This window comes from Pseudoalteromonas mucoides (assembly GCF_049257175.1).
In the GTDB taxonomy this organism is placed as follows: domain Bacteria; phylum Pseudomonadota; class Gammaproteobacteria; order Enterobacterales; family Alteromonadaceae; genus Pseudoalteromonas.
On the sequence record NZ_JBMMUC010000009.1, the window covers coordinates 153,539 to 179,429 of the forward strand.

The following is a 25,891-nucleotide window of genomic DNA, read 5'->3' on the forward strand; positions in this document are numbered from 1 at the left end:
TTTTAAAGAAATCAAGGCACACGCCGACCTGCATCTCATCACAGGATGAAACTTGACAGATAGGTAAAGGAAAGCTTAAATAGAAGAGTCGAAGGGCGTGAACCAAACGACATTTTCAGAAAAAGTCAGCACTGTCATGCTGGCTTTTTCACCTTCTGAGCCTTACTAAATTGTGCCTGAGTATTCGTACTTAAGTAACTGTGTGCAATTTAATCCATAGGCTTGTCCTTAGGTGTATATTGGTTTTCAATGCGCTGCTTAGCCAACCAAACAGCAATATCTTTCACAAGTGCAAATCGCCCCTTCCTGCCCTTAATCGTAAACAGTTCCACCGGGAAAGATTGTTGTGACATATGTTTGCGTAACGAATGGATACTGCGATAGCCCATCGCTTCAGATAGCTTCTCCCCTGTGAGTAGTGGAGAGCCATAATTTTTCATCAGCTCGAGCTCTAACGCCAAAGCCAGTACTTTCAATCTTTCCTCCTCGCTATTCATCAGCAGCATGGTAGTCACCTATTAAGACTTAATATGATTTATTAAGAATATGTAGTTTTGCTAAACTTACATAAGGCTTTCTTTTTTAATTAAAGGCACGAGTAAAACAATGCTATATACTGTGAACATTCATATTTTCAATGAGTTAGTGCTTTTGAACGGAGTTTGGCATTCAAATTGCCAAATTTTAGATGTACACCTTTGAGCATTATTTAACGCTATCGAGGCGAACAAAGTCCTTAGCAACGCGATATTGGTGCGCCTGTTTAAAGGCACACCTCAACGCGAAAAGTGCTTATGAGATAAAAAGAAAGTTATTAACCGATGAAGAGTGGGAAAATAAAGGCAATGACTGGTTAAATAAGTCGTCTCGGTTTTTTAATAAAAAAGAAGCGGGTGAGCCAGTGATCCGGTTTGACGTTGTTAGAGAAATTGATGAACGCTTAAATAGTGACTTCAGCTCATTAGCAATACTCTGTCATCCACTTTGGCAGCTTTTAGATAACACGCAGCCAACAGACCTGTTTATAAATCAAGTTTTAGCGCACTTACCCTACAACTACGCCAGTCTTTTATTCAAAGAAAATAGTCACGGCCAACTCATTAAAAAAACAAAACTGACTCAAAAAGCAAGACACAAGTTAATTCATAGTCATGATATTCATGCGTTAACATGCTGGCTAGCCTTTTGCCTAGAGAAAAAAGCGGTAGGATATAATCAAATTGACATCAACCAATTATGTGCAATTAAATATTTATTAAAGATAGCTATCGTTACACCATTTTCGTCAATTTCTGATGATTTTTATGCATATGTAAATGAGATGTTTAGCCCGCTGTACTCGCACATGCCTGTGATGCGCTATCGTATTTTAATACCTAATAAAAATAACGACTATACCCATTTCAGCCTCCCTATGAGGTTAATATCTGGCAGCTGTTTAACCATACAGCCAACGCTTGATTTGTATAAAAAACTATGTGAACAAGCTATTAATATTGGGCTAGTTGCTAATTCTTTTGAAGGGATGAATCGTTTCTATAACTTCATTTGCCATACAGAAATCGTTGAGCTTATAAACATTTTATTCCAACCAACTCCACCAACGAGCTTAAAGGCACTCAAACAACAAATTCTGTCTCGATTCATTTAATTTATTGCGAACAACCACCACATAAATACAATTCATTATGAGCAGCTTAAACCAGTACTGTGTTCAGGCAAACTCAGTAAGCAGTGTCACTAAAAAACAGCAGAGCTAGCTATTTGAGCCAGCGCCACTATTTAGTGGCACTGACACAGATTGCACGGCCTGCTGCTAGCAAGTGCGCAGTTCTACTGAGATTGGCTGCACACTTGATAGCTTTCTAAAGAGCAATCACAAGCAAGACAAAGGATAAATTCATTAAGGTTTACATATAATTTTATTACCTGCTAAATAGTAAATACCATCCAGAGTTCCAACTAATGATGGTAAATTAGAGAAACACTGAGAAGTATACTTAATAGGGAAGTAATTCCTTATTTTTTGCTGTTCATTATTATAATCTTCCCATGTAGCTTCAATCATACCGTTCCATAAATTGATACACTCATCATTTTTAGTAAATATTACTGGCTGAATATATTCAACTGAATTAGATTTATTCCAATAAACATATCCCATGTAAATATTACCTAAACTATCTTCAAAATTAGTTCGAACTAACAGCTGATAATTTTTAAAATAGTCTTCTTTTTTAAGCGGACGTACTGTAAGTTCATCTTCAACTGAGTCATCCAATGGGAAATACCACACTGGACACCCCTTAACATCTTCTTCTTTTAAATCATATACTTGCTTATCCAAATCTAATCACCCTTATTGTATCAGATGTTCAATTGACCGATATAAATCAGGTCGTCCTAAATCATTATATGCTTTTTCTAACCCTGTTCTTATTTGTTCTGAACTATATTCAGCTTTTTTACCTCCAATCATTGGGGGGAGATACTTTCTAATTGCACCGTGCATGGATTTTGGATTTCCCGCACCTGTATGAGAAAACTGCGTTATCATTGTAGCAGGATGATTTTTCATCATACTTTCCGTGTACCCTAACATCTTCCCTAAATACCTAGGTAAAATATGATGCGCTTGAAAGCCTTTCGCAATTCCTTGCAAATTGGCGAAAGTAGGGCTAATTATTGGTATGGAAAATGATGCTCTTATCCCTTGCTGAGCTTTACTTGCCATAGTTCCAGGAATTATTAATGTAGCATACTGTTCCCACCCTGCTTCTTTTTCATATGCATCCATATCAGCAACACTTTGTGGAGATGGATGTAACCAAGGGAGTCGCGAACTATTTCCGTACAAAATATCAAATGACGCAGTCTTAACTACTGACTTAAGATAACCAAAGGCAGGACTACCTGATATCGGCGTTATACTTCCTGAAGTAAAGTCACTTAAGTTATTAGCAGTTTCGCTCGGCGAGTTTATATCTGGTAAATTTGGCCCTGTCGCTCGCGCTTTCTCTTGTTTATTTGGTGCTCCATTACTAGGTGTATTGTTTATGGGTGAATTAGGGTTATCACTATTACCATGTCGACTCGTATCTCCAGATGCTGCGCTATCACTAGGGTTATTTTGTTCTTCCTTTGCACAAGGATCCGGAGCGCAAGTTATCACAATCTCAAGAGGTTCCTCTTCATAGCCTGAAGGATCATACCCATTCACAGGGTTATTCATTATGTAAGAATAAGGGTTAATGCTCTGGCTATTCATTGGGCTTTGAATAACGGGATCAACACTCATAAACCGACCAAGGTTATAATCGTACACCCGACCGTTCATATGAATGAGCTCTACATTATCTAAATGTTCGTGGTCAGTAAAGCCGCGATTGGTTTTTGCTGTGGCTTTATCACCTAGTTTTGAATCTCCAAATGGTTTTAACCCACCACTGGCTAGACGTGGTTTACCAAACGGGTCAAAGTTACGCTGGGCTTCTACTTGCCCGTTATGGTCAGTAAATACTCGCGCACTGCCTAGACGGTCACGGTGAGTGTAGCGGATGGTTGCGCCTTCTCCTGTGGTTTGGCTTATGACTGCAATATCATCAATATAGGCCCGCCATGTGGTTTTACTGCCTATTATTTCCTCTTCGTACAACTTATCACTGTAGAAGGTGGTCACGCTGCCGTTCACTTGCTTAAAGCGCATATGCTCAGGGCCATAAGTAAAATTGAGGGTTTTTCCGTCTTTTTTGATTTGTGTGGGTTTATCCATCGCGTTATACGTGGCACTGGTTAAACCATCACCGCTCGTCATGTTACCGCGTACGTCGTAACTAAATGTGCGCCAGCTACCGCCACGGTAAACCCGTTTAACTGCATTCGGCCCACCTGTGGTGCCGTTTTCATAATCATACTGCGATGCGTAGTCTGATTTTGATAAAAGATTACCCACGGCGTCATAGCTGTAGTTGATGGTGGTAATGCGATTGACTGCGTTGGTGGTTAAGCGATGCAACACATCGTAAGTGTAACTTTCGCTAAAACTGTGCTGGTTGCCAATACTCCCCGTGGTGATATCAACGGCTTTTAAATTACCAAAGCCATCATACGCGGAATAATCAATATTCATGAGCGCGCTGTTATTTTTTGCAATGGTTTTTAACGTCATCTGACCGTTTTTACGGCTGTAAGCGGTATTTTCGATTAACCCATTGCCGAGCGTGCTTTGGGTGACATTACCAAACGCATCATGCTCGCTGATGGTTTTGTACACATAGTCACTGGCGGCATTCTTTACCTGCGTTTGATAGCCTGCGTCATTGTAGTTATATTCAAGGGTGAGATTGTTAGGGTAACGTAGCCCTTTTACTCGGCCATAGTTACTATCGTAAAACGTAGTGGTAGTGTAGCTTTTACCACTGCCTGCAATGGTTTGACTGCTTGGCCGGCCTCGGTTGTCATAGCTATAGGTTTTTGTAACACCATTACCTGTCGCTTGATTTAATTGTCCAAGGCCATAAGTTGCACCGTCGTATGTGTAGTTGAGTGTACTTTCACCTGTCGCGGTGCGCCGTGTTACTCGGCCTAATAATCGGTGACATAAGTGAGTGTTTTACTGCCAACGCGCGCCTCTCGTTGCAACTCTCCAAAGCCATTATACTCAAAGTTAGTGACGCCTTGGTTAGGGTCATTCACCTGTGTTTTTTGGCCTAAGGCATTGTATTTAGCAACAATATCATTACCATTGGCATCTTGGATGATAATCGGTAGTCCCTGATTATTATAGCTGTAGCGGGTAACACCGTTATCTGCATCCACCGTTTGCATGAGCTGTTTTAGGCTGTTGTAAGTACGTGACATCTCCAAGGTGATGCCATAACAATCTTCGCTCACGGTTAAGTTTGTTGTCAGCCCATTATAATCTAACAATTTGAAAATAAAACCATCCTACAATAGCATGAATTTCACACCACAAAACTTAATAATTTACAGTGTTTACACTTTTTAAACTTTATTCGTTATTAAAAAAATACTTTGTTACCTAAAAATCCTGTTCAAAAAAACTGAGCAATTTATACTGCGCTTAATGATAAAAATGATCTGAGGTATTTAGCGTGCAGTTTGCTCAAGGTATGGAGTATTTTTTTTCCGGTTTTAAGTTGATCACTCAAAAAGGTATCAAGCGTTTCGTATTTATTCCTTTATTAATCAATATTGCGCTATTTGGTAGCTCACTGTTTTTTTTATATGGCTGGCTAACCGAAGGGTTTGCTTATTTAAACAATATGCTCCCTAGCTGGCTAAGTTGGCTTGAATGGTTAATGTGGCCGATTGCCGTATTAGTTATTTTATTTAGCTACAGTATGGTGTTTACGGTGATCACTAACTTTATTGCCGCCCCCTTTAATGGTTTACTGAGTGAAAAAGTAGAGCTTTATTTAACCGGTCAAAAAATTAATGATGATGGCTTAGCGGATATTGTTAAAGACGTGCCGCGAATGCTTGGCCGTGAGTGGACAAAACTTTGCTACTATTTACCTCGCGCTATCGGTTTCTTTATTTTGTTATGGGTATTGCCTGTGATTGGCCAAGTGCTGTGGGTGATGTTTACTTGCTGGATGTATGCGGTGCAATATAAAGATTATCCATTTGATAACCATAAAATCAATTTTAACGAAATGAAGCAAGACCTAAAACAAAAGCAAACGTTGTCGTACGGGTTTGGTTTAGCTGTGATGCTGCTGACAGCTATTCCAATAGTTAATTTAATTGTGATGCCTGTGGCTGTTTGCGGAGCTACGCGTTTATGGGTCGATCACTACCGATCGAATTACCGCTCATAGCAGTGCAAGGGGACCCTATCACAAAATGTACGGTCCCCCTTACCAGTATTTACACCAAAACTTGGCGTGTATTAGCAATAAAGTGATGGACTTCTTGCTCGATTTTGATGTCTACTGGCTTTTCTGGCTTACGGTCATTTGGGCAAGGCATTCTGGGAGTAGTACCAAATAAGCGGCAAATTAATGGGCGCTCATCATAAACAGTGCAACCTTTAGGACCAAGATGCACACAGTTAAAATCATTTAGCGCCGCTTCATGCTCTGCATCTGTTTTTACTGGTAATCGAGACATTTCTTCAGACGAAGTTGTCACGGGCCCACAGCAATCATGGCAGCCTTCAACACATTCGAACGATGGAATATTAGCGCGTAATCGCAAGATTACTTTTTGGTTTTTGTACATTTATATTTACCTTTTATTATGCAGCGCATTCATGCCGTAACTTAGCTAATTCTCCATAACCCTATATTAGGCGTTATGTGCAATAACTTGCAATGTTATGTTAGTGTAAACTTACGCCATAACGTAAAAACACAGCTAATGCTGTGCTTTTATATATCCAAACTTTGCAAGTTTATTAACTATATAGACTTTGTGGCACTTTAGTGACGTTCAAGTGCACGGTTATCTCTTCCCTATCATGATAAAGATGCTTAGCTTGTAATTCATAACTGATACCGTATTTATTAAGCTCTTCTTTGATCATTGATAAGCATTCATACACACTATCAAAACGCTTTTTCATTGGCAGCTTTAGGTTAAAGATAAGCTCTTTAGCATACGCATTTACAGCCCAATCAATCATTAAGTTTGTTACTTTGGTTGGCTTTTCTACCATGTCACACACGAGCCATTGAATATTGCGCTTTTCTGGGCGGTATTTAAAACCATCGGCTCTAAAGTGCTTTACTTGGCCTGTTTCCATTAAATCATCGTTCATTGGGCCATTATCAATCGCGCTGACAAACATGCCGCGGCGCACTAGTTGATATGTCCATCCACCAGGACATGCGCCCAAATCTACGCCGCGCATTCCTGCTTGTACCCGTGACTCAACTTCATTCGGCGGTATAAATACATTAAATGCTTCGTCAAGCTTTAAGGTAGATCGGCTCGGTGCATCACTTGGCATACGCAAACGCAAAATACCCATAAAGAATGGTGAATTATTGTAGCTATATGAATGTCCAACGTAGGCTGTATTGTTAGTCAAAAACATCACGTGCATAACCGGACGGTTAGCTTTAGGCTCACGTAACACGGTGTTTTGTTTTTCTAATGCCTTTTTGAGCGGTGTCGATATTTTTTTACAAAATGTTAAAAGCTCTTTGCCTTCATTAGTATCCGGGGTTTCTACACGTAGTTCTGAGCACAGCGGAAAATCTGCTGCTGCGGTTTTAATCTCACCAACCCGGTCTTCAACGGGCATATTCTCAAGTAACGTTGCTGCAAACCATTGGCGTGCAAACACCATGTTTTTAAAATCGACTTTTTTTATGATCTCGTCACTGTGTGATGACTCAAAGCACTCATAAACCACATAACCTGTGTTAGGTTTGGCTTTCACATAACCGGCAAAACCTTGTTCTGCAGCATGAAAGGTTATTTCTGCTGCGGCATCATTTTCAAACCCACTACGACAATAAATCACTACGCTTGACATAAAAACCCTTAAATTGCGCATTCTGCGCGATACTCTTTATTAAAATTTAAACCGTGCAACTTGCACTAAAATAATCAACCAACCAACTATAAAACACAGTCCGCCTAAAGGAGTAATTGGCCCAAGCCACTTTTGCCCAGTCACTGCGAGTAAATATAAACTCCCACTAAAGAGTAAGATACCCGCGATAAAAAACCAGCCAGCAACAGTTAAATTTAAACCCCACTTAATCAAAATAGCCACAGCAATAAGTGCAAGGCCATGGACCATTTGATACTCAGCAGCGGTTTTAAATACGCCGATAGCATATTCAGAAACACGACTTTTTAAACCATGGGCGGCAAATGCGCCAAGTACAACTGATAACATACAAAACACACTACCCGCCATTAAAAATAATTTAATCATCTGCTTTACCTTTAATTCAACTAACAATGCTGCTTAATAAATTTACTTGCGTGCTGTGCTGCCATCTGTAAATTTTGCTCAAGCGTCGTGCCACTTTTTTTACGTGGTTTTAAAGAATGATCGCCATCCGTTAACCAGACAAATTCAGGGCGTTTATCGAGCGTGAGCACATTTAACTCTTCACGAGTGCCAAATGTATCTCGCTCACCTTGGAGCACCAAAAACGGGCAGGGTATTTGGCCAAAATGCTCAATACGCAACTTCTCGGGCTTACCCGGAGGATGAAATGGATAGCCGAAAGCCAACACACCGTTAATCTTTTTATTTGTTTCACTCGCCAGCATAGAGGCCATTCTTCCCCCCATTGACTTACCACCAATAAATAATGGCAATGTTGGCTCTGCTTGTTCAATTACTTGGGCAAAATAAGCAAGTAATTTGGGAGCTCGCTCAGGCGGTCTGCGCTTATTCGTTTGTTTGGCGATTTGCATATATTCAAAATCAAAGAGCCCTACATTAATACCCTGTTCGGCTAGCAAATTTGCCATCTGTTGCATAAATTCAGAGTCACTGCCTGCACCTGCACCATGGGCAAAAATAAACTGTGCGTAGGCAGGCTGTTTCGCTTTTATCCATTGTATCGTCATTTTTAAAACTCTTGTTCTTGCTCTACTAAATCAAGCATCCACTCTTTAAAGGAGACTATTTTACCCAGCTCCGATTGTGATTCACGATTCACCAAGTAGTAGGCATTTTTACTTTCTAAACTATGGCTAAAAGGGATCACCAAACGTCCTGCGTCAATATCTGGTTTTGCTAAAACACTGTTACCAATTGCAACGCCTTGACCATGCACCGCAGCTTGGAGCACCATAGAAGAGTGACTAAAGATAGGTCCTTGGTTCACTTGTACATTACGTACACCGGCGGTTTTCATCCAGGTCTTCCAGTTTTTTCGCGTAGTATCATGCAACAATGTGTGATTAGCTAAATCGCTTGGTTGATCAAGAGGTTTAGGCCCAGTTAACAACATAGGACTACATAAGGGCACCAGGTATTCGGTGTGTAGTTTATGTGTTTGCACCCCACTCCAATGACCACGGCCATAATAAATAGCCACATCAACATCATCAGAGAGCGAATTTTCGTCTTGATCTTGCGCCTTTATTCGTACATCAATCTCAGGGTGTAACTCATTAAATAAACTAAGTCTTGGTACTAACCACTGAATTGCAAAACTCGGGGTTAGGCTTACCGTTAGGGAGCCTTTCGCACCTCGCGCTAGCAGTTTTTCTGTCGCATCGATTAACTGGGTAAAGATTTCTTTTATATCTAAAAAGTAACCCTGCCCTTCCTCGGTCAATAATAACGAGCGGTTTTTACGCAAAAACAGCTTTAAACCAAGGTGTTCTTCAAGTGTTTTAATTTGATGGCTCACTGCTGCCTGAGTGACATAAAGCTCTTCAGCTGCTTTGGTGAAACTCAAATGACGAGCAGCTGCTTCAAATGCTTTTAGGGCATTCAATGGCGGGACGCGACGAGACATATTAACCACTCTTAGAATTAGTTTTTCTTATGAGTAGATTATATACCCATGCCAAGGTTGTGTATATTCGAGACATAAAAAAGCGACTTTATAAGCCGCTTTGTTTATCAAATCTTGTAATTATAAATCGCTGGCACTGGTATCCAGTGGTGCAAAGCTTTTAATTAAATCATCAACTGCTTTCATTTGGCTCAAGTAGCCTTCTAATTTACTCAATGCAAGGGCACAAGGTCCATCGCATTTTGCTTCATTAGGATTAGGGTGAGCTTCAATGAATAACCCAGCTAGCCCTAATGCCATGCCGCTGCGTGCAAGTTCAGCGGCTTGTGCGCGACGCCCATCTGCTGAATCAGCACGCCCTCCTGGGCGCTGTAACGCGTGTGTTGCGTCAAAGATAACAGGAGCCATTGGCTTCATGTCATCCATACCAAGCATATCAACAACTAGGTTGTTATATCCAAAGCTAGAGCCACGCTCGCATAGTGCAACATTATTATTGCCAGCCTCATTGAACTTAGTAATGATATGGCGCATTTCATGAGGTGCTAAAAACTGTGGCTTTTTCACATTAATTACAGCACCTGTTTTTGCCATTGCAACAACAAGGTCAGTTTGACGAGCTAAAAATGCAGGCAACTGTATCACGTCAACAACTTCAGCAACCGGTGCGGCTTGATGCGGCTCATGTACATCGGTGATTAAAGGTACGTTAAAGGTTTTTTTAATTTCCTCAAAAATCTTTAGTCCTTCTTCCATACCTGGACCGCGATAAGAGTTGATTGACGAGCGGTTTGCTTTATCAAACGACGCCTTAAATACATACGGTATATTCAGTTTGCTGGTCACTTCTACATAGTGTTCAGCAATGCGCATGGCTAAATCACGCGACTCTAATACGTTCATACCACCGAACAGAACAAACGGTTTGTCGTTTGCAAGTTCAATGTCGTTAATTTTAATTAAATGATTGTTCATCGTTAGTCCTTAAGGTGCAACTGCTTGCATCATTAATCCACAAATATAAGCCATATAAGTACCCACACCGTAGCCCATTACCGCTAATAATACACCTACTGGCGCAAGTGACGGGTGAAACGCCGATGCGACCACAGGTGCTGATGCGGCTCCGCCAACATTCGCTTGTGAGCCAACGGCCATATAAAATAAGGGGGCTTTAATAATTTTAGCTACAATCAGCATCAAGCTTGCATGAGTTAACATCCAAATTAAGCCGATAACAAAATACATAGGCGATTCAAGAATAGCTGTAATATTCATGTGTAAACCAATTGAGGCAACTAAAATATATAAAAAGCTCGACGCTACTTTAGATGCGCCAAATGATTCAATATGGCGTACTTTAGTAAAAGATAAACTAATACCTATGGTTGTTGAGATAACAATTAACCAGAAAAATTTACTATTTAAGCTGTACTCTTGTGCCCACGGGAAATTCGCACCAAAGAAAGGACCTAAAAAGTCAGCACAAAAATGGGCAAGCCCCGTAATACCAAATGCAATGGCAATAATCGTCATATAATCATTAAGTGTAGGCATACGTGCATGTTCTGCATGATACTTCTCTACACGATTTTTTAAGTCTTCAATTGCACTGGTATCTGCCCCTGTTTTAGCATCAATCGCTTTATGGTTAGCAGCCATTAATAATAATACCGCCATCCATAAGTTTGCCACAATGACATCAACAGTCACCATCGCAGAGAATATGTCACCGCCAACATCAAACATTTCTTTCATTGAAGCTTGGTTCGCGCCACCGCCAATCCAACTACCGGCAATGGTCGTCATTCCACGCCAAACAGCATCAGGGCCATGACCACCTACTGCATCAGGGTAAACTGCACTCATTACAAGTATGGCTAAAGGCCCACCAATAACAATACCCACCGTGCCTGTTAAAAACATGATAAGGGCTTTGGGGCCTAAATTTATGATTGCTTTTAAATCAATACTGATTGTCAGTAAAATTAAGCATGCTGGTAATAAGTAGCGCGAGGCAACGTAATACACGTTAGAAGAATGGCCATCAACAATACCAAAGGTGTTCAGTAGTGAGGGTAAAAAGTAACACAGCAATAATGCAGGGACATATTTGTAAAACTTTTTAAGTGCACTATTTTCGCTGTGCGATGTTTTAAAAATAAAGCCGAGAATTACAGCTAATAAACCAAATACAACAGCATCATTGGTGATCAATGCAGTATGGGTGTCAGCCATGTTGATTCCTTAAAATTTTAGTGGTGAGTTTTATTATTATCTTCGAGTTCTTCAATCTGATGTTGAATAATTTCAATAGCAGGATCATCTGGGCATTCATCTATAAAAAATTGCAGATCATCACGTGCCATTTTCGGGCAATCTAGTTGATTGAGCAAGTAGCCACGATCGCGACGCTCATACGGATCATCACCCAACATTTCCATCAGCATTTCTACACATGTTAAAGCATGGCCAAATTTATTTTCGCTGATAAACGCCCACTTTTGTTGGGCTAAATAAAGCTTATAAACGTCTTCATCAAAGATGAGTTCTAACGGCTCTTGCTCATCGCCATTTTCTTCGCTGGCATTTTCAGGAATGATATACCAACTTTGCTGACCTGAACTAGGTTCGAGTACATAGCCTTCTTCATCGCTAATGGCAACATGAACGTTCACGTCGTTATTAGAAATACACACGCTAGCATCATAGTCCGCATGCTGTAATAAGTGACACAACAAAATACCCAAGGTCGTTGGTGAGCCGCTACGCATAGCCAATGTATAGGTAAAGCTATTTAAGGTGTATTCAGGTACTTTTAAGCTGGATACACTAAACATCCACTTGGTGTAAAACATATCAAGTAGGGTATCAAGTCGGTCATGAATATCGTCTTGTTGCTGGCACAGCTCAGTAATTTGGTTTTCAAATTCACTTAGGGTAGCAAAGCTTTGGCTTAGGAGAGCCTGAGGATCCCATTTAGCTTCTGCGCTTATACAACGATACAAAGCTGCGGGAACAAATGCATCATAATTTTCATCTTGATAGGTTTCGTTTTCATCTTCAAACCAAGGTGTGGTCATTAATACTGCAACATCTGTTATTAATACGAAGAGTTAGTTTACCTAGTTTTTAGCCCAGTTACCAACGCGTTTACAGCCCAAAGGTATGAAGATATACCGATGAGCTGATTTTACGGCATATTTTATTAAAGGAGCAACGCGGTTTTTGTCACTGCCAGCTTACCTATTAACGCGATAACAGCGGTGGTTACTACTAAAAACGCTAATTTCGCTGCCAATGCTTTTTGTTTACTCGCAATAATGCCAAAGGCAATATACGCAACAACCAAAATTATTTTCTCTAATAACCACATTTGTTCAAGTGGATTTATTTTGGCAATGGCCATTAATGTAATTGCTGAGATAAGCAAGAATGTGTCTGTTGCGTGGCTACCTATAAATACCACTTTATTTTTAGCAATGACACCACTACCTAAACGTGAGAACGATCGTACATAAAATAAAAGTATACTTAAAACGGCGATTGCCATGTGTGTGTGTTTTACTGCTAAATAATCCATATGCCCCTAACTACTCTTTAATGTTAATTTTGAACCCAGTATTAATTTTTAATCTGGGTATAACGCTAATATTTTTTCTAATTCATCCACTTGTTGATTAAATACATCAACTAACTTTGGCTCAAAATGTTTGCCTTTTTGCTCGTTAATTTCATTCACAACAGCCTCAACACTCCACGCTTCTTTGTAACAACGTTTATGGCGGAGCGCATCATATACATCAGCTAGTGCCACAATGCGACCAAATATGTGAATATTTCCACCTGCTAACCCTTGTGGATACCCAGTACCATCCCATTTTTCATGATGATCGCGTGCTATCTCAGCCCCAGCCTTAACAATATCGCGTTTCGACCCTTTTAATATTGCATGGCCTTTTTGCGCATGGGTTTGCATTATTGCCCATTCTTCATCAGTTAGCTTGGCCGGTTTATTCAAAATAGCATCAGGAATGCCCACCTTACCCACATCGTGCAGCGGTGAAGCTAAGCGAATTAATTCAGCGTCTCGCTTTGATAAACCATAGCCTAAGGCTAATGAGTTACATATATGCGACACCCGCTTCACATGATTACCAGTTTCTGTTGATCGTTGCTCAAGTGCTTCACTTAAGCGCAAAACAAGTTCTTGTTGCGTGGCTTCAACTTCTGATTGCAGTTGCACGTTTTCATAAGCTAGCTGCACATTTTGTGAAAATATCTCTATCAAATGACGTTGAGTATCTGTTAAGTATTGCGGAATACCTGAAATAAACAGCATTGAATTATGGTTATACTCACTACAACAATAGGCAAATAGGTAATTATTTTTATAAACAATTGTTTTATCTTGCAGTGCTTGTTTGCATGCAAGTAATTGCTCAGTATTAAGCACGTCTTCAATTGCTTTACCTTCGCTGCGTTCAAAGTCTCCTCGGCCAGAAAAAACAACTAACTTTTTTTGATTATCATCAGGGTTACTCGCCACAAGGCTGGTTGCATACATCGCTTTATCAACCGTCCCTAGTAAAGAGGTTAGCTGCTGCATAACCCCTTCGATGAAGTTTTCTAATGAATGAGCGGTAAAGATATCTCTTGAGGCTTTAATTATTTTTTCTAACCCTTGGCGAGATTGCTCAATTGATAAAATATCGCGATATGAACGTAAACTCGACATCACCACAGTAAATAACTTTTGTGCGGTAAGCTCTGTCTTCGATTTGTAATCGTTTATATCGTAATTCACAATCACTTGGCGTTCAGGGGCTTGCCCTGGCTGACCAGTACGAAGAATAATTCTGATATGATTATTTTTTGCTGTTTCGCGGATATACTGAGCGACTTTCAAACCTGCGTCATCGGTTTCCATGACAACATCAAGTAATACAATGGCCGCATCAGGGTGATTATCAATCATTGTTTTGGCTTCTTCGCCTGAATAGGCACTAATAAACTCTAAACGTTTATCTTGAAACTCAAAGTCACTTAAAGCCAGTTTAGTTACTGCATGTACTTCAGGTTCATCATCAACAATAATGACTTTCCAGGTTCCCTGAACAATATTACTTACTTCTTCTTGTGGCTCATCCGAAAACAAAAAATCATCCATCACACTGGGTCCTTTGAAGGCTGTTACATTTTATTCTCACAGCGCTTTGTTGTTTATTTTGGCCACTGTGCGAACGTTACACGATCGTTATTTGCTAAATCTTTCACTGTAAGTATATTTGTATACGCCATTTGTGCAAAAAAACTATGCACTTTAGTACTTTGTTGATACCCATGCTCGAATATTAAATAGCCATTTGGCGCTAAATAATTCCTCGCTTGAGTGATAATATGCTTAATATCAGCCATACCATCATCATCAGCAACCAATGCTGAGAGTGGTTCAAAACGCACATCCCCTTGGGTCAGGTGTTCATCATCATGCTCAATATAGGGCGGATTACTCACTATTAAATCAAACTTTTGATTACTTACTTCACTAAACCAATCACTTTGTAAAAAAGTAACCTGCTGTAAGCCTAATCGCTGTTTATTTATTGTAGATAATGCAACTGCTTGTGCTATGCGGTCAACCCCTGTTATTTGCCAGTTTGCTTTTTCAGAGGCTAATGCAAGCGCTATTGCACCAGTACCCGTGCCCAAGTCGAGTACTTTCGCATCTTCTTTGAGTGGTAAGTCTAGTGCAACTTCAACTAAGGTTTCTGTATCAGGTCGAGGGATAAGCGTTGTGGCGTTAACCTGCAGTGGTAAACTCCAAAACTCTCGCGTGCCGGTGATATGCGCAACAGGTTCACCATTTAAACGGCGCTGACAATAACTATCAAACAGCTGTTTTTGCTCCACCGTAAGTTGCTTTTCAGGCCAACTAAATAAATAGCTACGAGGTTTGTTTAATACCTCAAGCAGTAATACTTGGGCATCCAACTTGGCGCTGTCAGTGCTATTTTGCAAAAGTAAAGTAGCACTGTGGATTGCCGATTCAACCGTGTCTGTCACCGTTATTCATCGCCCATCGCAGCGAGTAAATCAGCTTGATGTTCTTGCATAAGCGGCTCAACAACACAGCCTAAATCCCCAGCGACAACTTCATTTAAACGATACAGTGTTAAGTTAATACGGTGATCTGTAATACGCCCTTGCGGATAGTTATAAGTACGAATACGCTCAGAACGGTCACCACTTCCCACTAAGTTCCGGCGCTCAGATGCTTCTGCCGCATGGCGCTTTTCATCTTCGGCTTGTTGTAAGCGAGCAGCAAGTACTGACATCGCTTTAGCACGGTTTTTATGTTGTGAACGCTCATCCTGACACTCGACCACAACTCCCGTTGGAATGTGGGTAATACGTATTGCTGAGTCAGTTTTATTAACGTGCTGACCACCGGCACCTGATGCACGAAACGTATCAACTTTAATATCTGCGGTGTTTATTTCAATGGCTTCCGCCTCAGGAATTTCAGCCATAACCGCTACGGTACACGCAGAGGTATGAACACGCCCTTGCGACTCAGTTTCTGGCACACGTTGTACGCGGTGCGCACCTGATTCAAATTTAAGTTGGCCGTAAACACCTTCACCACTGATGTTTGCAATCACCTCTTTAAAGCCGCCATGCTCACCTTCATTGGTGCTCACAACTTCCACTTTCCACTTTTTCGTCTCAGCATAACGGGTATACATACGGAATAAGTCTCCCGCAAAAATAGCCGCTTCATCACCACCTGTTCCTGCACGTACTTCAAGAAACACGTTATTATTATCACGCGGGTCTTTTGGCAGCATCAGCACTTGAATTTGATCTTCAATAATTTGAATTTGTGATTTTGCTTCTTTGTATTCTTCTTGCGCCATTTCACGCATATCAGGGTCAGAATCTTTTAGCATTTCTTCTGCGGTAGCAACATCGTCTTGTGACTGTTGATACGATAAAAACGCTTTTACGATTTCTTCCAGCTCTGAGTATTCTTTTGAAAGAGCACGAAAGCGATTTTGATCGCTTATAACAGAGGGGTCACTTAGCAGCGCTTGCACTTCTTCATAACGCTCAACTAAGGTTTCTAATTTACGATAAACGGACTCTTTCATGTAACTGCTATTCCTGATCAATACCTAACATTTTCTTTAATTGGCTTAACTGATCAACTTCACCTTTTTTAGCCGCATCTTGAATTGCACGGGTAGGCGCGTGCATTAAACGGTTGGTTAATTTGTTGGCCAGCTCTAAAATTACTTTTTCTGCGTCTTTTCCGGTTGTTAATTGGCTTATAGCCTTATCAACCAGCTCAGACTTTATATCTTGTACATCTTGACGATAACTGCGAATTAGATCGACAGAATCAAGTGAACGCATCCACATTGCAAATTCGGCACTGCGATGAGTAATAATATCTTGTGCTTCTTCTGCGGCTTGCTCGCGTGAGGCGATATTCTCGCTCACAATGGCTTGTAAGTCATCAACGGAATATAAATAGGCAGCATCAAGCTCCCCTACTTGGCTTTCAATATCCCGTGGAACCGCAATATCTATAAATAACATTGGCTTATTGCGACGTTGTTTAAGCGCTTGTTCCACCACACCTTTACCAATAATAGGCAACGTACTAGCGGTGGAGCTAATTACAATGTCGGCTTGGTGCAAACGCTCAGGTAATTGTGCTAACGCGATGACGTCAGCGGATACGTCTTGGGCTAGAGAGCGTGCGCGTTCTATTGTGCGATTAGCAACCGTAATTTGCTGCGGTTCGTTTTGGTATAAATGTTTGGCAACCAACTCAATGGTTTCACCTGCGCCGATAAGCAATACTTTAGTTTTGTTCAGTTTTCCGTATATATGCTTTGCTAAATTAACTGCGGCATATGCAACAGATACGGCGCTTGCTCCAATGTCAGTTTCAGTGCGCACTTGTTTTGCCACTGAAAACGTTTTTTGAAATAAACGGTCAAATACCACATCCACTGAGTTGTGGTTTTTTGCACTATTATAAGCCTGTTTTATTTGGCCAAGTATTTGTGGCTCACCTAAAACAAGCGAATCTAAACCACAAGAGACCCGCATCAAATGATTGATGGCTTCGTTATCTTGGTGGCAATATATATTTTTGCTCAGTTCTTGTTCATCTAACCCATGGAAACTGGCTAACCATTGCAACAGTATTTGGGAATTTTGCTGAGCAAGGCTACAATAGATTTCTGTACGGTTACAGGTTGATACTATAACCGCTTCATTAAACTGATCATGATCACTCAATTGCTGTAATGCTTCTGATAATTGCTCTGGTGAAAAGGCGACTTTTTCACGCAGTTCTACAGATGCGGTTTTATGATTAATACCAAGTGCTACTATGGTCATATGTGCCAAATATTGCTAAGCCATGCTCGAAAGGCAGTAATTTTATCAAAAATCATTGGAATATGGAAAGTAAGGAACGACATTTGATTCGACTATATTTGATTTTACTCACATTTTTTTTATTTTTAAGTGGTTGCGCACAGCGAATTGACCCACAAACGTCTCTTTATGTTGATTGGAAAGCAAAACTTTCAGCGCAAAATACATGGCAAGTTGAGGGGAAGCTGGCTTTTATTAGCCCTGATGAGCGTCAATCTGCCAATTTAAATTGGCAACAACAAGATGATTTGAATCAACTGGTACTCACCTCCTTTATTGGTACTCGTGTATTAGCACTTAAACAAGATGCCCAAGGTGCTGAGCTTGAGTACGATGGTGATACCTACCACGATACCAATGCAGCACAATTATTAAATCGTTTAACTGGATTTACTATCCCAATGGATAGTGCCGATGATTGGCTCAAAGGCACGGTTTCGAATGAGTCTTTGCAAGTAGATGAACTTGGCCGCGCGAAGAATGTAATGTGGCAGTCTCTTAACGGTCAAAAATGGCATATTAGCTACGGTGATTATCAACAATATGCAGGATTTTGGTTACCGAAAAGACTAACTTTGAAACATCAAAATATCAAAATAAAAATTCAATTATACCAATGGTACTTCAACGAACATGACTGATAGCACACTAACTCAATTTTCATTAATAGCCCCTGCTAAACTCAATTTATTTTTACATATAAATGGTCGCCGTGACGATGGCTACCATGAACTTGAAACCCTGTTCACATTTTTAAATTACGGCGATCAATTAGAGTTTACCTTATTAAATACCAATACAATTGAGGTAACTGGTGACACTAAAAATATCCCGTTAACTGACAACTTAATTTATAAAGCAGCTGTATTATTGCAAAAGCATACAAAAACCAGCCTAGGCGCAAAAATAAATTTAACTAAAGTTTTACCAATGGGAGGCGGTGTTGGCGGTGGCTCTTCAGATGCTGCAACCACCCTTTTAGCACTTAATACATTATGGCAGTGTAAGCTTTCTCTTACTGAATTAGCTCGCTTGGGTGTGACACTTGGCGCAGACGTTCCTGTATTTATAAATGGTCGAAGTGCCTTAGCACAAGGGATTGGTGAGAAGTTGATCGATGTTGAGCTTGAACAAAAATGGTATTGTGTTGTTCACCCAAGTGAGCATGTAAGTACCGCAAAAATTTTTACTCACCCTGATTTAACACGCAATACACCCAAGCTTAAAGGTGATTGGCAACAGCTGGTTTTACGTAATGACTGCGAGCCATTAGTTAAAAAGCTCTGTCCTGAGGTTGAAAAAACCCTCCAGTGGTTGCTAAAATACGCTCCGTCTAAGATGACTGGTACAGGCTCATGTTGTTTTGTTGAATTTGCAACGCAAATAGAAGCACAACATGTTCTTGAAAACCTCCCCCATAATTGGGATGGTTTTGTTACCAGTAGCGTTAATACCTCTCCTGCCCATACGCAGTTGAACGCAATTCATTTAAGCAATCAAGTAACGTACAAGTAAAATACAATGTAAGTTAACAAATGACGCATTTGCCTCGTTTGTTAGTCCCAAAATTCAGTGCCTGAGGAACCCTACCGTGCCTGACATAAAGCTCTTCGCTGGTAACGCAACACCTGAGTTAGCTCAAAAAGTTGCAAAACGTTTATATATTGAAGTTGGCGATGCTGTTGTTGGCCGTTTTAGCGACGGTGAGATCAGTGTTCAAATAAATGAAAATGTTCGTGGCTCGGATGTTTTTATTGTGCAATCAACCTGTGCCCCTACTAACGATAACTTAATGGAGTTAATCGTTATGGTTGATGCATTACGTCGTGCATCTGCAGGTCGTATTACAGCCGTCATTCCTTATTTTGGTTATGCACGTCAAGATCGTCGTGTACGTTCTGCCCGCGTACCAATTACAGCAAAAGTAGTTGCTGATTTTCTATCGAGTGTAGGTGTTGACCGTGTTGTTATGGTTGATTTACACGCAGAGCAAATCCAAGGCTTCTTTGATGTGCCAGTTGATAACGTGTTTGGTAGCCCTGTGCTACTTGAAGACATGAAAAACCGTAACTTCGAAGATGTTGTTGTGGTATCTCCTGATATTGGTGGTGTAGTCCGTGCTCGTGCAATTGCTAAACTACTCAACGATACCGATCTTGCTATTATTGATAAACGTCGCCCACAAGCAAACGTTTCTCAAGTAATGCATATTATTGGTGATGTTGAAGGCCGTGATTGTATCATTGTCGATGACATGATCGACACTGGCGGTACTTTATGTAAAGCAGCAGAAGCACTTAAAGAACACGGTGCAAAACGTGTTTTCGCTTATGCAACTCACCCAATTCTTTCTGGGGTTGCAGCTGAAAACATCCGTAATTCTGTCATTGACGAAGTAATTGTTACCGATTCAATCCCATTATCTGAAGAGCTAAAAGCGATTGACAAGATTAAAGTACTGACACTTGCAGATATGCTTGCTGAAACGATTCGTCGTATTAGCAACGAAGAGTCTATCTCTGCGATGTTTGAACATTAAGCACACTAGTTTACAGTGATGAAAGCGCCTAATTGGCGCTTTTTTTTTACCCTGTGTTTCTTTTACTAAGAGGTGGTGGTATGATAGCGCGCCTTTTGGCTAGGGACCTTGGTCGCAAAGGCCCTAACACTTTTAAATTATTGGAGACATTATGTCTAATACAACTTACACTTATGACGCTGAACTTCGCGTAGAAACTGGTACTGGTGCGAGCCGCCGCCTACGTCGCGAAGACAAAGTACCTGCAATCCTTTACGGTGCAGAAAAAGAAGCAGTAGCGCTTACTCTTGCTCATAAAGATATGATCAAAGCACAAGAAAGCGAAGGTTTTTACACTCACATTCTTACGCTTAACATTGGCGGCGAGTCTGTTGAAGCTATCTTAAAAGATATCCAACGTCACCCATTCAAGCCTAAGCTTACTCACCTTGATTTCCAACGTGTTGACGCTACTCATAAACTTCACACTAAAGTTCCTCTTCACTTCATCGGCGAAGATAAAGTAACTAAACTTGGTGCTACTGTTGTTCACCAGTTAACTGAAGTTGAAATCACATGTCTTCCAAAAGCACTTCCAGAATTCGTTGAAGTTAACGTTTCTGACCTAGTAGCTGGTGATTCAATCCACCTTTCTGAGCTTAAGCTTCCTTCTGGCGTTCAATCAGTTGAACTTGCTAAAGGTGAAGGCCATGATCAGTCAATCGTTACTGTTAAAGCTAACAAAGCAGCTCCAGCTGAAGACGAAGAAGCTTCAGACGCTGCAGAATAATATTTAAGGTCTTGCACCTTGAATTCTATTCAAATGCTTGTGGGCCTGGCTAATCCAGGCCCCGAATACGCAAACACACGCCACAATGCAGGTGCTTGGTTCATCGAGCAACTCGCAGCACGCTACAACTGTACGCTTAAACACGATCCTAAATATCACGGCCTAACCGGCAAAGTGATCATTCAAGGCCAAGAATTCAAATTATTGATCCCCACCACCTACATGAATTTAAGTGGTAAGTCGGTCAGTAGTTTAGCCAATTTTTTCAAAATCCCTATTGAAAACATCTTAGTTGCACATGATGAAATGGATTTAGACCCCGGCGTTGCTAAATTAAAAAAAGGCGGCGGACATGGCGGTCATAATGGTTTAAAAGACATTATTGCAAAAATGGCAAATCAAAAAGATTTTATGCGTTTACGCGTTGGTATAGGTCATCCTGGACATCGTGAAATGGTCACTGGTTGGGTGCTTGGAAAAGCAGCCAAAGAAGACCAAGAAAAGATGGATGCCGCTGTAGATGAAGCAGTTCGTTGTATGGAAATACTTGCAAAAGACGGTGTGTTAAAAGCACAAAACAGACTTCATTCGTTTAAACCCTAGTAACATCGTTATTAAATCGGTTAAACGGATCTAAACAAGGTATCTTACTATGGGTTTTAAATGTGGTATCGTTGGTTTACCAAATGTTGGTAAATCTACATTATTTAATGCATTAACTAAAGCGGGCATTGAAGCCGCTAACTTCCCTTTTTGTACCATCGAACCAAACACAGGTGTGGTTCCGGTTCCTGACGCACGCTTAGACGAACTTGCTAAAATCGTTAACCCTCAGCGCATTCTTCCCACCAGTATGGAGTTTGTTGATATTGCAGGGTTAGTAAAAGGCGCATCAAAAGGTGAAGGTCTTGGTAACCAATTTTTAGCTAACATTCGTGAAACAGATGCGATTGGTCATGTTGTTCGTTGCTTTGAAGACGAAAATGTCATTCACGTTGCAGGTACTATTGATCCAGCTGACGATATCGACGTAATTAACACTGAGCTCGTACTTGCTGATATGGACAGTGCAGAGAAAGCGCTTTTCCGTAATGCCAAAAAAGCGAAAGGCGGTGATAAAGATGCAAAAGATCAAAATGCTGCACTTGAAAAAGTAAAAGTACACCTTGATGAGGGGTTAACCTTACGTTCTTTAGAGCTAACTAAAGAAGAAAAAGCAGCCATTGCTTCTATCAACTTCTTAACTATCAAACCAACGATGTATATTGCTAACGTTGCTGAAGATGGTTTTGAAAATAACCCGCTCCTTGACCGCGTACGTGAAATTGCAGCAGCAGAAGATGCGGTCGTTGTTCCGGTATGTGCAGCGATTGAATCAGAGCTTTCTGAGCTTGAGGAAGAAGACAAACTTGAATTTATGGCTGACCTTGGTTTAGAAGAACCTGGTCTTAACCTCGTAATCCGTGGTGGCTATGAATTACTTCATCTTCAAACTTACTTTACGGCTGGTGTAAAAGAAGTTCGTGCATGGACCATTCCTGTAGGTGCAACCGCACCACAAGCAGCGGGTAAGATCCATACCGACTTTGAACGTGGCTTTATCCGCGCACAAACGATTGCTTATGATGACTACATCTCTTTTAAAGGGGAAAGTGGTGCAAAAGAAGCAGGTAAAATGCGTCAAGAAGGTAAAGAGTACATTGTTAAAGATGGCGATGTAATGAACTTCTTGTTCAACGTATAGTTACTATTTACGCTAAATAATGTTTAGCGATGATTTTAAAGGCTCGTATTTACGAGCCTTTTTTGTTTTTGTGCTATTATCGAATAATAGTGACGCGAGTATTGATGCTCATTTACTTGTTAAAAAAACAGCGTTTTTAATAAAAAATAGCCTCTTAGCTTAATTTTCCTGCAAACAAACCCTGATAAGTGTTTTTTTGCAAAAAAGGTGTTGACGGATTTAGGTCATATCAGCATAATACGCCCCGCACTCAGCGATGAAGTGCTAACAAAAAAGATGGCTAAGTAGCTCAGCTGGTTAGAGCACATCACTCATAATGATGGGGTCACAGGTTCAAATCCCGTCTTAGCCACCATTCTTTTTTGTACTCAATGAAGAGTTTAAAATAACTACCTAGTGTTTTATTACACAAAGTATGCGGGAGTGGCGGAATTGGCAGTTGTCTTGAATTAGACGCTGGATTTAGGTTCCAAAACAGTATTACCTGTATATTCGATGCGGGAGTGGCGGAATTGGTAGACGCGCTGGATTTAGGTTCCAGTAACTTAGGTTGTGAGAGTTCAAGTCTCTCCTTCCGCACCATGTTCTTGATAAGAACTAAAACTATCAATTGTTTTCTGTTGGGATATCGCCAAGCGGTAAGGCACCAGGTTTTGATCCTGGCATTCCCAGGTTCAAATCCTGGTATCCCAGCCAACAATGGCTAAGTAGCTCAGCTGGTTAGAGCACATCACTCATAATGATGGGGTCACAGGTTCAAATCCCGTCTTAGCCACCATTTCTTCTTTTAGAAGTGGATCTGCAAGAGTTAAATTGCACTCAATGAAGAGTTTAAAATAACTACCATGTGTTTTATTACACAAGTATGCGGGAGTGGCGGAATTGGCAGTTGTCTTGAATTAGACGCTGGATTTAGGTTCCAAAACAGTATTACCTGTATATTCGATGCGGGAGTGGCGGAATTGGTAGACGCGCTGGATTTAGGTTCCAGTAACTTCGGTTGTGAGAGTTCAAGTCTCTCCTTCCGCACCATGTTCTTGATAAGAACTAAAACTATCAAATAATTCTTAGTTGGGATATCGCCAAGCGGTAAGGCACCAGGTTTTGATCCTGGCATTCCCAGGTTCAAATCCTGGTATCCCAGCCAACTTCTTATACCAAAGAAATGTTGCTTAAGAATATAGAACTGCGGGAGTGGCGGAATTGGTAGACGCGCTGGATTTAGGTTCCAGTAACTTCGGTTGTGAGAGTTCAAGTCTCTCCTTCCGCACCATGTTCTTGATAAGAACTAAAATTATCAAATAATTCTTAGTTGGGATATCGCCAAGCGGTAAGGCACCAGGTTTTGATCCTGGCATTCCCAGGTTCAAATCCTGGTATCCCAGCCAACTTCTTCTACCAAAGAAATGTTGTTTAAGAATATAGAACTGCGGGAGTGGCGGAATTGGTAGACGCGCTGGATTTAGGTTCCAGTAACTTCGGTTGTGAGAGTTCAAGTCTCTCCTTCCGCACCATGTTCTTAATTAGAACTAAAACTCATCCAAATTTAGAGTTGGGATATCGCCAAGCGGTAAGGCACCAGGTTTTGATCCTGGCATTCCCAGGTTCAAATCCTGGTATCCCAGCCAATTTCTTATTACTTCTCTTGAATCATCACTATCTTCATTTATATTTTTTAATCTTTAATCTTTAATCTTTAATCTTTAATCAAATTAGTGTGAGTGAGCTTTCCCCACTCGAGCGTAAAGTTATTTCATTTCACCACTAATCGCGTATTTCAAAACCCAGTTTTTTACCGGACCAGCATTATTCGCTAATTTCAAAAAGCGATTACGTGCCCATTGCAACGGTGTCAGTTGATTCGAAAAACCAAAATAACAGGCATCCATCATACTCATCATCAGTAAGTTTGCTTTTCGACGGCTCTGCTCGTAGTGTTTAAGGTGTATTGCAGCACCTATGTCATCTACCGTTGCTAAAATATCACCAAGGGCTGCTACATCTTGAAAGCCTAGATTAACTCCCTGTCCAGCTAAAGGGTTTATAGTGTGAGCCGCATCTCCGACTAACACTAAACGTCCTGATGAATATTGATTAGCGTGTTGACGAGCAAGTGGAAATACAGCTTGGTTAACAATTTCGAAATCACCCGCTAGTGGCGCAAAATTTTCGATTATTTGTTGTTTTAACTGATCTGTAGGTAATTTATTTAAACGTTGTAACTTAGCTGCGTCGTCGTACCAGATTAAATTAGCGTAAGGTGCTTGCATAGGTAAAAATGCAACTGGGCCACTAGGTTTAAATTGTTGCCATGTTTTAATTTGCTGCGCAGCATCAAGTTTAATTAAAACCCCCATACAGTGTTGTTGGTATTGCCAACCAGTTACTCCAATATTTGCTTTTGCGCGTAATTGGGATTGACCACCGTCTGCTGCAATAACTAAATCGGCACTGTAACGCTCTTCACCATAAATTAAAGTAATATCTTGCGCTGTTTGTTCAATGACACAAATCGCTGACTTAATATCAAGTACTTCAATGTCATGCTGCTTAAATTGCTGCCAAAGACTAGCTTGTATTAATTTATTCTCAATTAGATGACCCAAATGTGTGGTATTAATATCTTTACAATCAAACAATAGGTTATCGCCAACACGTTCAAACGCTTCTAATTGCTGGTATGGCGCTAAGCGTGACTGTTTTAAATGTGTCATCGCACCGAGATCATCTAACAGGTTTTCAGAAAAACGATTAATAGCTGATACGCGTATATCGATAGTGTCGCTTTGCAGTATTTGCTCAGCATTGATAGGTCGTTGTTCTATCACACGTACAACACAACCTTGCTTCGCTAATTTTACAGCCATTGCTGCGCCGACCATACCACCGCCAACAACGATAACTTTGTTTTTTTGCATATT

General features: G+C 40.7%; 26 protein-coding genes and 10 tRNA genes. 18 read left to right on the top strand and 18 right to left on the bottom strand.

Translation table 11 applies throughout. The annotated features are described in order from the left end of the window. Positions 1-209: 209 nt before the first annotated feature. The gene (locus AAEU30_RS11810) at positions 210-506 is read right to left on the bottom strand and encodes a hypothetical protein (protein WP_421960671.1); all 297 of its coding nucleotides are present in this window, start codon (positions 504-506) and stop codon (positions 210-212) included. Positions 507-688: 182 nt separating this feature from the next. On the opposite strand from AAEU30_RS11810, the gene AAEU30_RS11815 reads away from it, so the two are divergent. Then, a complete protein-coding gene (locus AAEU30_RS11815; protein ID WP_421960672.1) occupies positions 689-1,651 on the top strand; it encodes a hypothetical protein in 963 nt (320 codons plus the stop codon). Between the two features lie 252 nt (positions 1,652-1,903). On the opposite strand, the gene AAEU30_RS11820 is transcribed toward AAEU30_RS11815, so the two are convergent. From AAEU30_RS11820 to AAEU30_RS11830, 3 genes are all read right to left on the bottom strand, one after another. Continuing rightward, entirely contained in the window at positions 1,904-2,347 is a 444-nt protein-coding gene (locus AAEU30_RS11820; protein ID WP_421960673.1) for a hypothetical protein, read from the bottom strand. A gap of 12 nt (positions 2,348-2,359) precedes the next feature. Continuing rightward, positions 2,360-4,273, bottom strand: a complete 1,914-nt coding sequence (locus tag AAEU30_RS11825) for an RHS repeat domain-containing protein (protein ID WP_421960674.1) — start codon at positions 4,271-4,273, stop codon at positions 2,360-2,362. Between the two features lie 311 nt (positions 4,274-4,584). Beyond that, positions 4,585-4,929 (bottom strand): hypothetical protein, encoded by a 345-nt coding sequence (locus tag AAEU30_RS11830; RefSeq protein ID WP_421960675.1) that lies wholly within the window; start codon positions 4,927-4,929, stop codon positions 4,585-4,587. A gap of 203 nt (positions 4,930-5,132) precedes the next feature. On the opposite strand from AAEU30_RS11830, the gene cysZ reads away from it, so the two are divergent. Further along, positions 5,133-5,843, top strand: coding sequence for a sulfate transporter CysZ (gene cysZ / locus AAEU30_RS11835; RefSeq protein WP_421960704.1), 711 nt, complete (start codon positions 5,133-5,135; stop codon positions 5,841-5,843). 49 nt (positions 5,844-5,892) lie between these two features. On the opposite strand, the gene AAEU30_RS11840 is transcribed toward cysZ, so the two are convergent. From AAEU30_RS11840 to hemA, 13 genes are all read right to left on the bottom strand, one after another. Continuing rightward, complete coding sequence (locus AAEU30_RS11840) at positions 5,893-6,246, bottom strand: YkgJ family cysteine cluster protein (protein ID WP_421960676.1); 354 nt, start codon at positions 6,244-6,246, stop codon at positions 5,893-5,895. A gap of 175 nt (positions 6,247-6,421) precedes the next feature. Continuing rightward, the gene (gene rlmM / locus AAEU30_RS11845) at positions 6,422-7,507 is read right to left on the bottom strand and encodes a 23S rRNA (cytidine(2498)-2'-O)-methyltransferase RlmM (protein ID WP_421960677.1); all 1,086 of its coding nucleotides are present in this window, start codon (positions 7,505-7,507) and stop codon (positions 6,422-6,424) included. A gap of 39 nt (positions 7,508-7,546) precedes the next feature. Beyond that, entirely contained in the window at positions 7,547-7,915 is a 369-nt protein-coding gene (locus tag AAEU30_RS11850) for a DUF423 domain-containing protein (RefSeq protein ID WP_421960678.1), read from the bottom strand. A 20-nt stretch (positions 7,916-7,935) separates the two neighbouring features. Then, on the bottom strand, positions 7,936-8,562 hold the full coding sequence (locus tag AAEU30_RS11855) for an alpha/beta family hydrolase (protein ID WP_421960679.1): 627 nt from the start codon (positions 8,560-8,562) through the stop codon (positions 7,936-7,938). 2 nt (positions 8,563-8,564) lie between these two features. Then, positions 8,565-9,461 (bottom strand): transcriptional regulator GcvA, encoded by an 897-nt coding sequence (locus AAEU30_RS11860; protein ID WP_087534247.1) that lies wholly within the window; start codon positions 9,459-9,461, stop codon positions 8,565-8,567. A gap of 120 nt (positions 9,462-9,581) precedes the next feature. Beyond that, positions 9,582-10,436: a 3-deoxy-8-phosphooctulonate synthase gene (gene kdsA / locus AAEU30_RS11865; RefSeq protein WP_290210737.1), complete on the bottom strand. Its 855-nt coding sequence runs from the start codon at positions 10,434-10,436 to the stop codon at positions 9,582-9,584. Between the two features lie 9 nt (positions 10,437-10,445). Further along, on the bottom strand, positions 10,446-11,699 hold the full coding sequence (locus tag AAEU30_RS11870; RefSeq protein ID WP_087534245.1) for a DUF819 family protein: 1,254 nt from the start codon (positions 11,697-11,699) through the stop codon (positions 10,446-10,448). A 17-nt stretch (positions 11,700-11,716) separates the two neighbouring features. Continuing rightward, positions 11,717-12,544, bottom strand: a complete 828-nt coding sequence (locus AAEU30_RS11875) for a tetratricopeptide repeat protein (RefSeq protein ID WP_421960680.1) — start codon at positions 12,542-12,544, stop codon at positions 11,717-11,719. 125 nt (positions 12,545-12,669) lie between these two features. Continuing rightward, positions 12,670-13,044: a SirB2 family protein gene (locus AAEU30_RS11880; protein WP_421960681.1), complete on the bottom strand. Its 375-nt coding sequence runs from the start codon at positions 13,042-13,044 to the stop codon at positions 12,670-12,672. 48 nt (positions 13,045-13,092) lie between these two features. After that, positions 13,093-14,631 (bottom strand): DUF3369 domain-containing protein, encoded by a 1,539-nt coding sequence (locus AAEU30_RS11885; protein ID WP_421960682.1) that lies wholly within the window; start codon positions 14,629-14,631, stop codon positions 13,093-13,095. A 53-nt stretch (positions 14,632-14,684) separates the two neighbouring features. Further along, the gene (gene prmC / locus AAEU30_RS11890) at positions 14,685-15,527 is read right to left on the bottom strand and encodes a peptide chain release factor N(5)-glutamine methyltransferase (RefSeq protein ID WP_421960683.1); all 843 of its coding nucleotides are present in this window, start codon (positions 15,525-15,527) and stop codon (positions 14,685-14,687) included. 2 nt (positions 15,528-15,529) lie between these two features. After that, positions 15,530-16,615, bottom strand: coding sequence for a peptide chain release factor 1 (gene prfA / locus AAEU30_RS11895; protein WP_099296051.1), 1,086 nt, complete (start codon positions 16,613-16,615; stop codon positions 15,530-15,532). Between the two features lie 7 nt (positions 16,616-16,622). Next, positions 16,623-17,879 carry a glutamyl-tRNA reductase gene (hemA, locus tag AAEU30_RS11900; protein ID WP_421960684.1) on the bottom strand — a complete coding sequence of 419 codons (1,257 nt, stop codon included), beginning with the start codon at positions 17,877-17,879 and terminating at the stop codon, positions 16,623-16,625. Between the two features lie 83 nt (positions 17,880-17,962). On the opposite strand from hemA, the gene lolB reads away from it, so the two are divergent. The 16 genes from lolB to AAEU30_RS11980 all read left to right on the top strand — a co-directional run bounded on the left by lolB (position 17,963) and on the right by AAEU30_RS11980 (position 24,598). After that, positions 17,963-18,559, top strand: coding sequence for a lipoprotein insertase outer membrane protein LolB (gene lolB / locus AAEU30_RS11905; protein WP_421960685.1), 597 nt, complete (start codon positions 17,963-17,965; stop codon positions 18,557-18,559). Continuing rightward, positions 18,552-19,433 (top strand): 4-(cytidine 5'-diphospho)-2-C-methyl-D-erythritol kinase, encoded by an 882-nt coding sequence (ispE, locus tag AAEU30_RS11910; RefSeq protein WP_421960686.1) that lies wholly within the window; start codon positions 18,552-18,554, stop codon positions 19,431-19,433. Before lolB ends, ispE begins: the two co-directional genes overlap by 8 nt. 76 nt (positions 19,434-19,509) lie before the next feature. Beyond that, positions 19,510-20,457: a ribose-phosphate pyrophosphokinase gene (locus AAEU30_RS11915; protein WP_421960687.1), complete on the top strand. Its 948-nt coding sequence runs from the start codon at positions 19,510-19,512 to the stop codon at positions 20,455-20,457. Positions 20,458-20,608: 151 nt separating this feature from the next. Continuing rightward, positions 20,609-21,226: a 50S ribosomal protein L25/general stress protein Ctc gene (locus AAEU30_RS11920; RefSeq protein ID WP_421960688.1), complete on the top strand. Its 618-nt coding sequence runs from the start codon at positions 20,609-20,611 to the stop codon at positions 21,224-21,226. An 18-nt stretch (positions 21,227-21,244) separates the two neighbouring features. Next, the gene (gene pth / locus AAEU30_RS11925) at positions 21,245-21,829 is read left to right on the top strand and encodes an aminoacyl-tRNA hydrolase (protein WP_356948027.1); all 585 of its coding nucleotides are present in this window, start codon (positions 21,245-21,247) and stop codon (positions 21,827-21,829) included. A gap of 49 nt (positions 21,830-21,878) precedes the next feature. Next, a complete protein-coding gene (gene ychF / locus AAEU30_RS11930; protein WP_421960689.1) occupies positions 21,879-22,970 on the top strand; it encodes a redox-regulated ATPase YchF in 1,092 nt (363 codons plus the stop codon). Positions 22,971-23,248: 278 nt separating this feature from the next. Further along, positions 23,249-23,325: transfer RNA gene (locus AAEU30_RS11935), tRNA-Met, on the top strand. Positions 23,326-23,467: 142 nt separating this feature from the next. After that, positions 23,468-23,552 (top strand) — tRNA-Leu (locus AAEU30_RS11940). A 39-nt stretch (positions 23,553-23,591) separates the two neighbouring features. Then, positions 23,592-23,666 (top strand) — tRNA-Gln (locus tag AAEU30_RS11945). Between the two features lie 5 nt (positions 23,667-23,671). Continuing rightward, a tRNA-Met gene (locus AAEU30_RS11950) sits at positions 23,672-23,748 on the top strand. 169 nt (positions 23,749-23,917) lie between these two features. Beyond that, positions 23,918-24,002 (top strand) — tRNA-Leu (locus AAEU30_RS11955). A gap of 40 nt (positions 24,003-24,042) precedes the next feature. After that, positions 24,043-24,117 (top strand) — tRNA-Gln (locus AAEU30_RS11960). Between the two features lie 41 nt (positions 24,118-24,158). After that, positions 24,159-24,243 (top strand) — tRNA-Leu (locus tag AAEU30_RS11965). Between the two features lie 40 nt (positions 24,244-24,283). Continuing rightward, positions 24,284-24,358 (top strand) — tRNA-Gln (locus tag AAEU30_RS11970). A 41-nt stretch (positions 24,359-24,399) separates the two neighbouring features. Further along, positions 24,400-24,484: transfer RNA gene (locus AAEU30_RS11975), tRNA-Leu, on the top strand. A 39-nt stretch (positions 24,485-24,523) separates the two neighbouring features. Beyond that, positions 24,524-24,598, top strand: a tRNA-Gln gene (locus tag AAEU30_RS11980). Positions 24,599-24,718: 120 nt separating this feature from the next. On the opposite strand, the gene AAEU30_RS11985 is transcribed toward AAEU30_RS11980, so the two are convergent. Continuing rightward, positions 24,719-25,888 carry an FAD-dependent monooxygenase gene (locus AAEU30_RS11985; RefSeq protein ID WP_421960690.1) on the bottom strand — a complete coding sequence of 390 codons (1,170 nt, stop codon included), beginning with the start codon at positions 25,886-25,888 and terminating at the stop codon, positions 24,719-24,721. Positions 25,889-25,891: the final 3 nt, after the last annotated feature.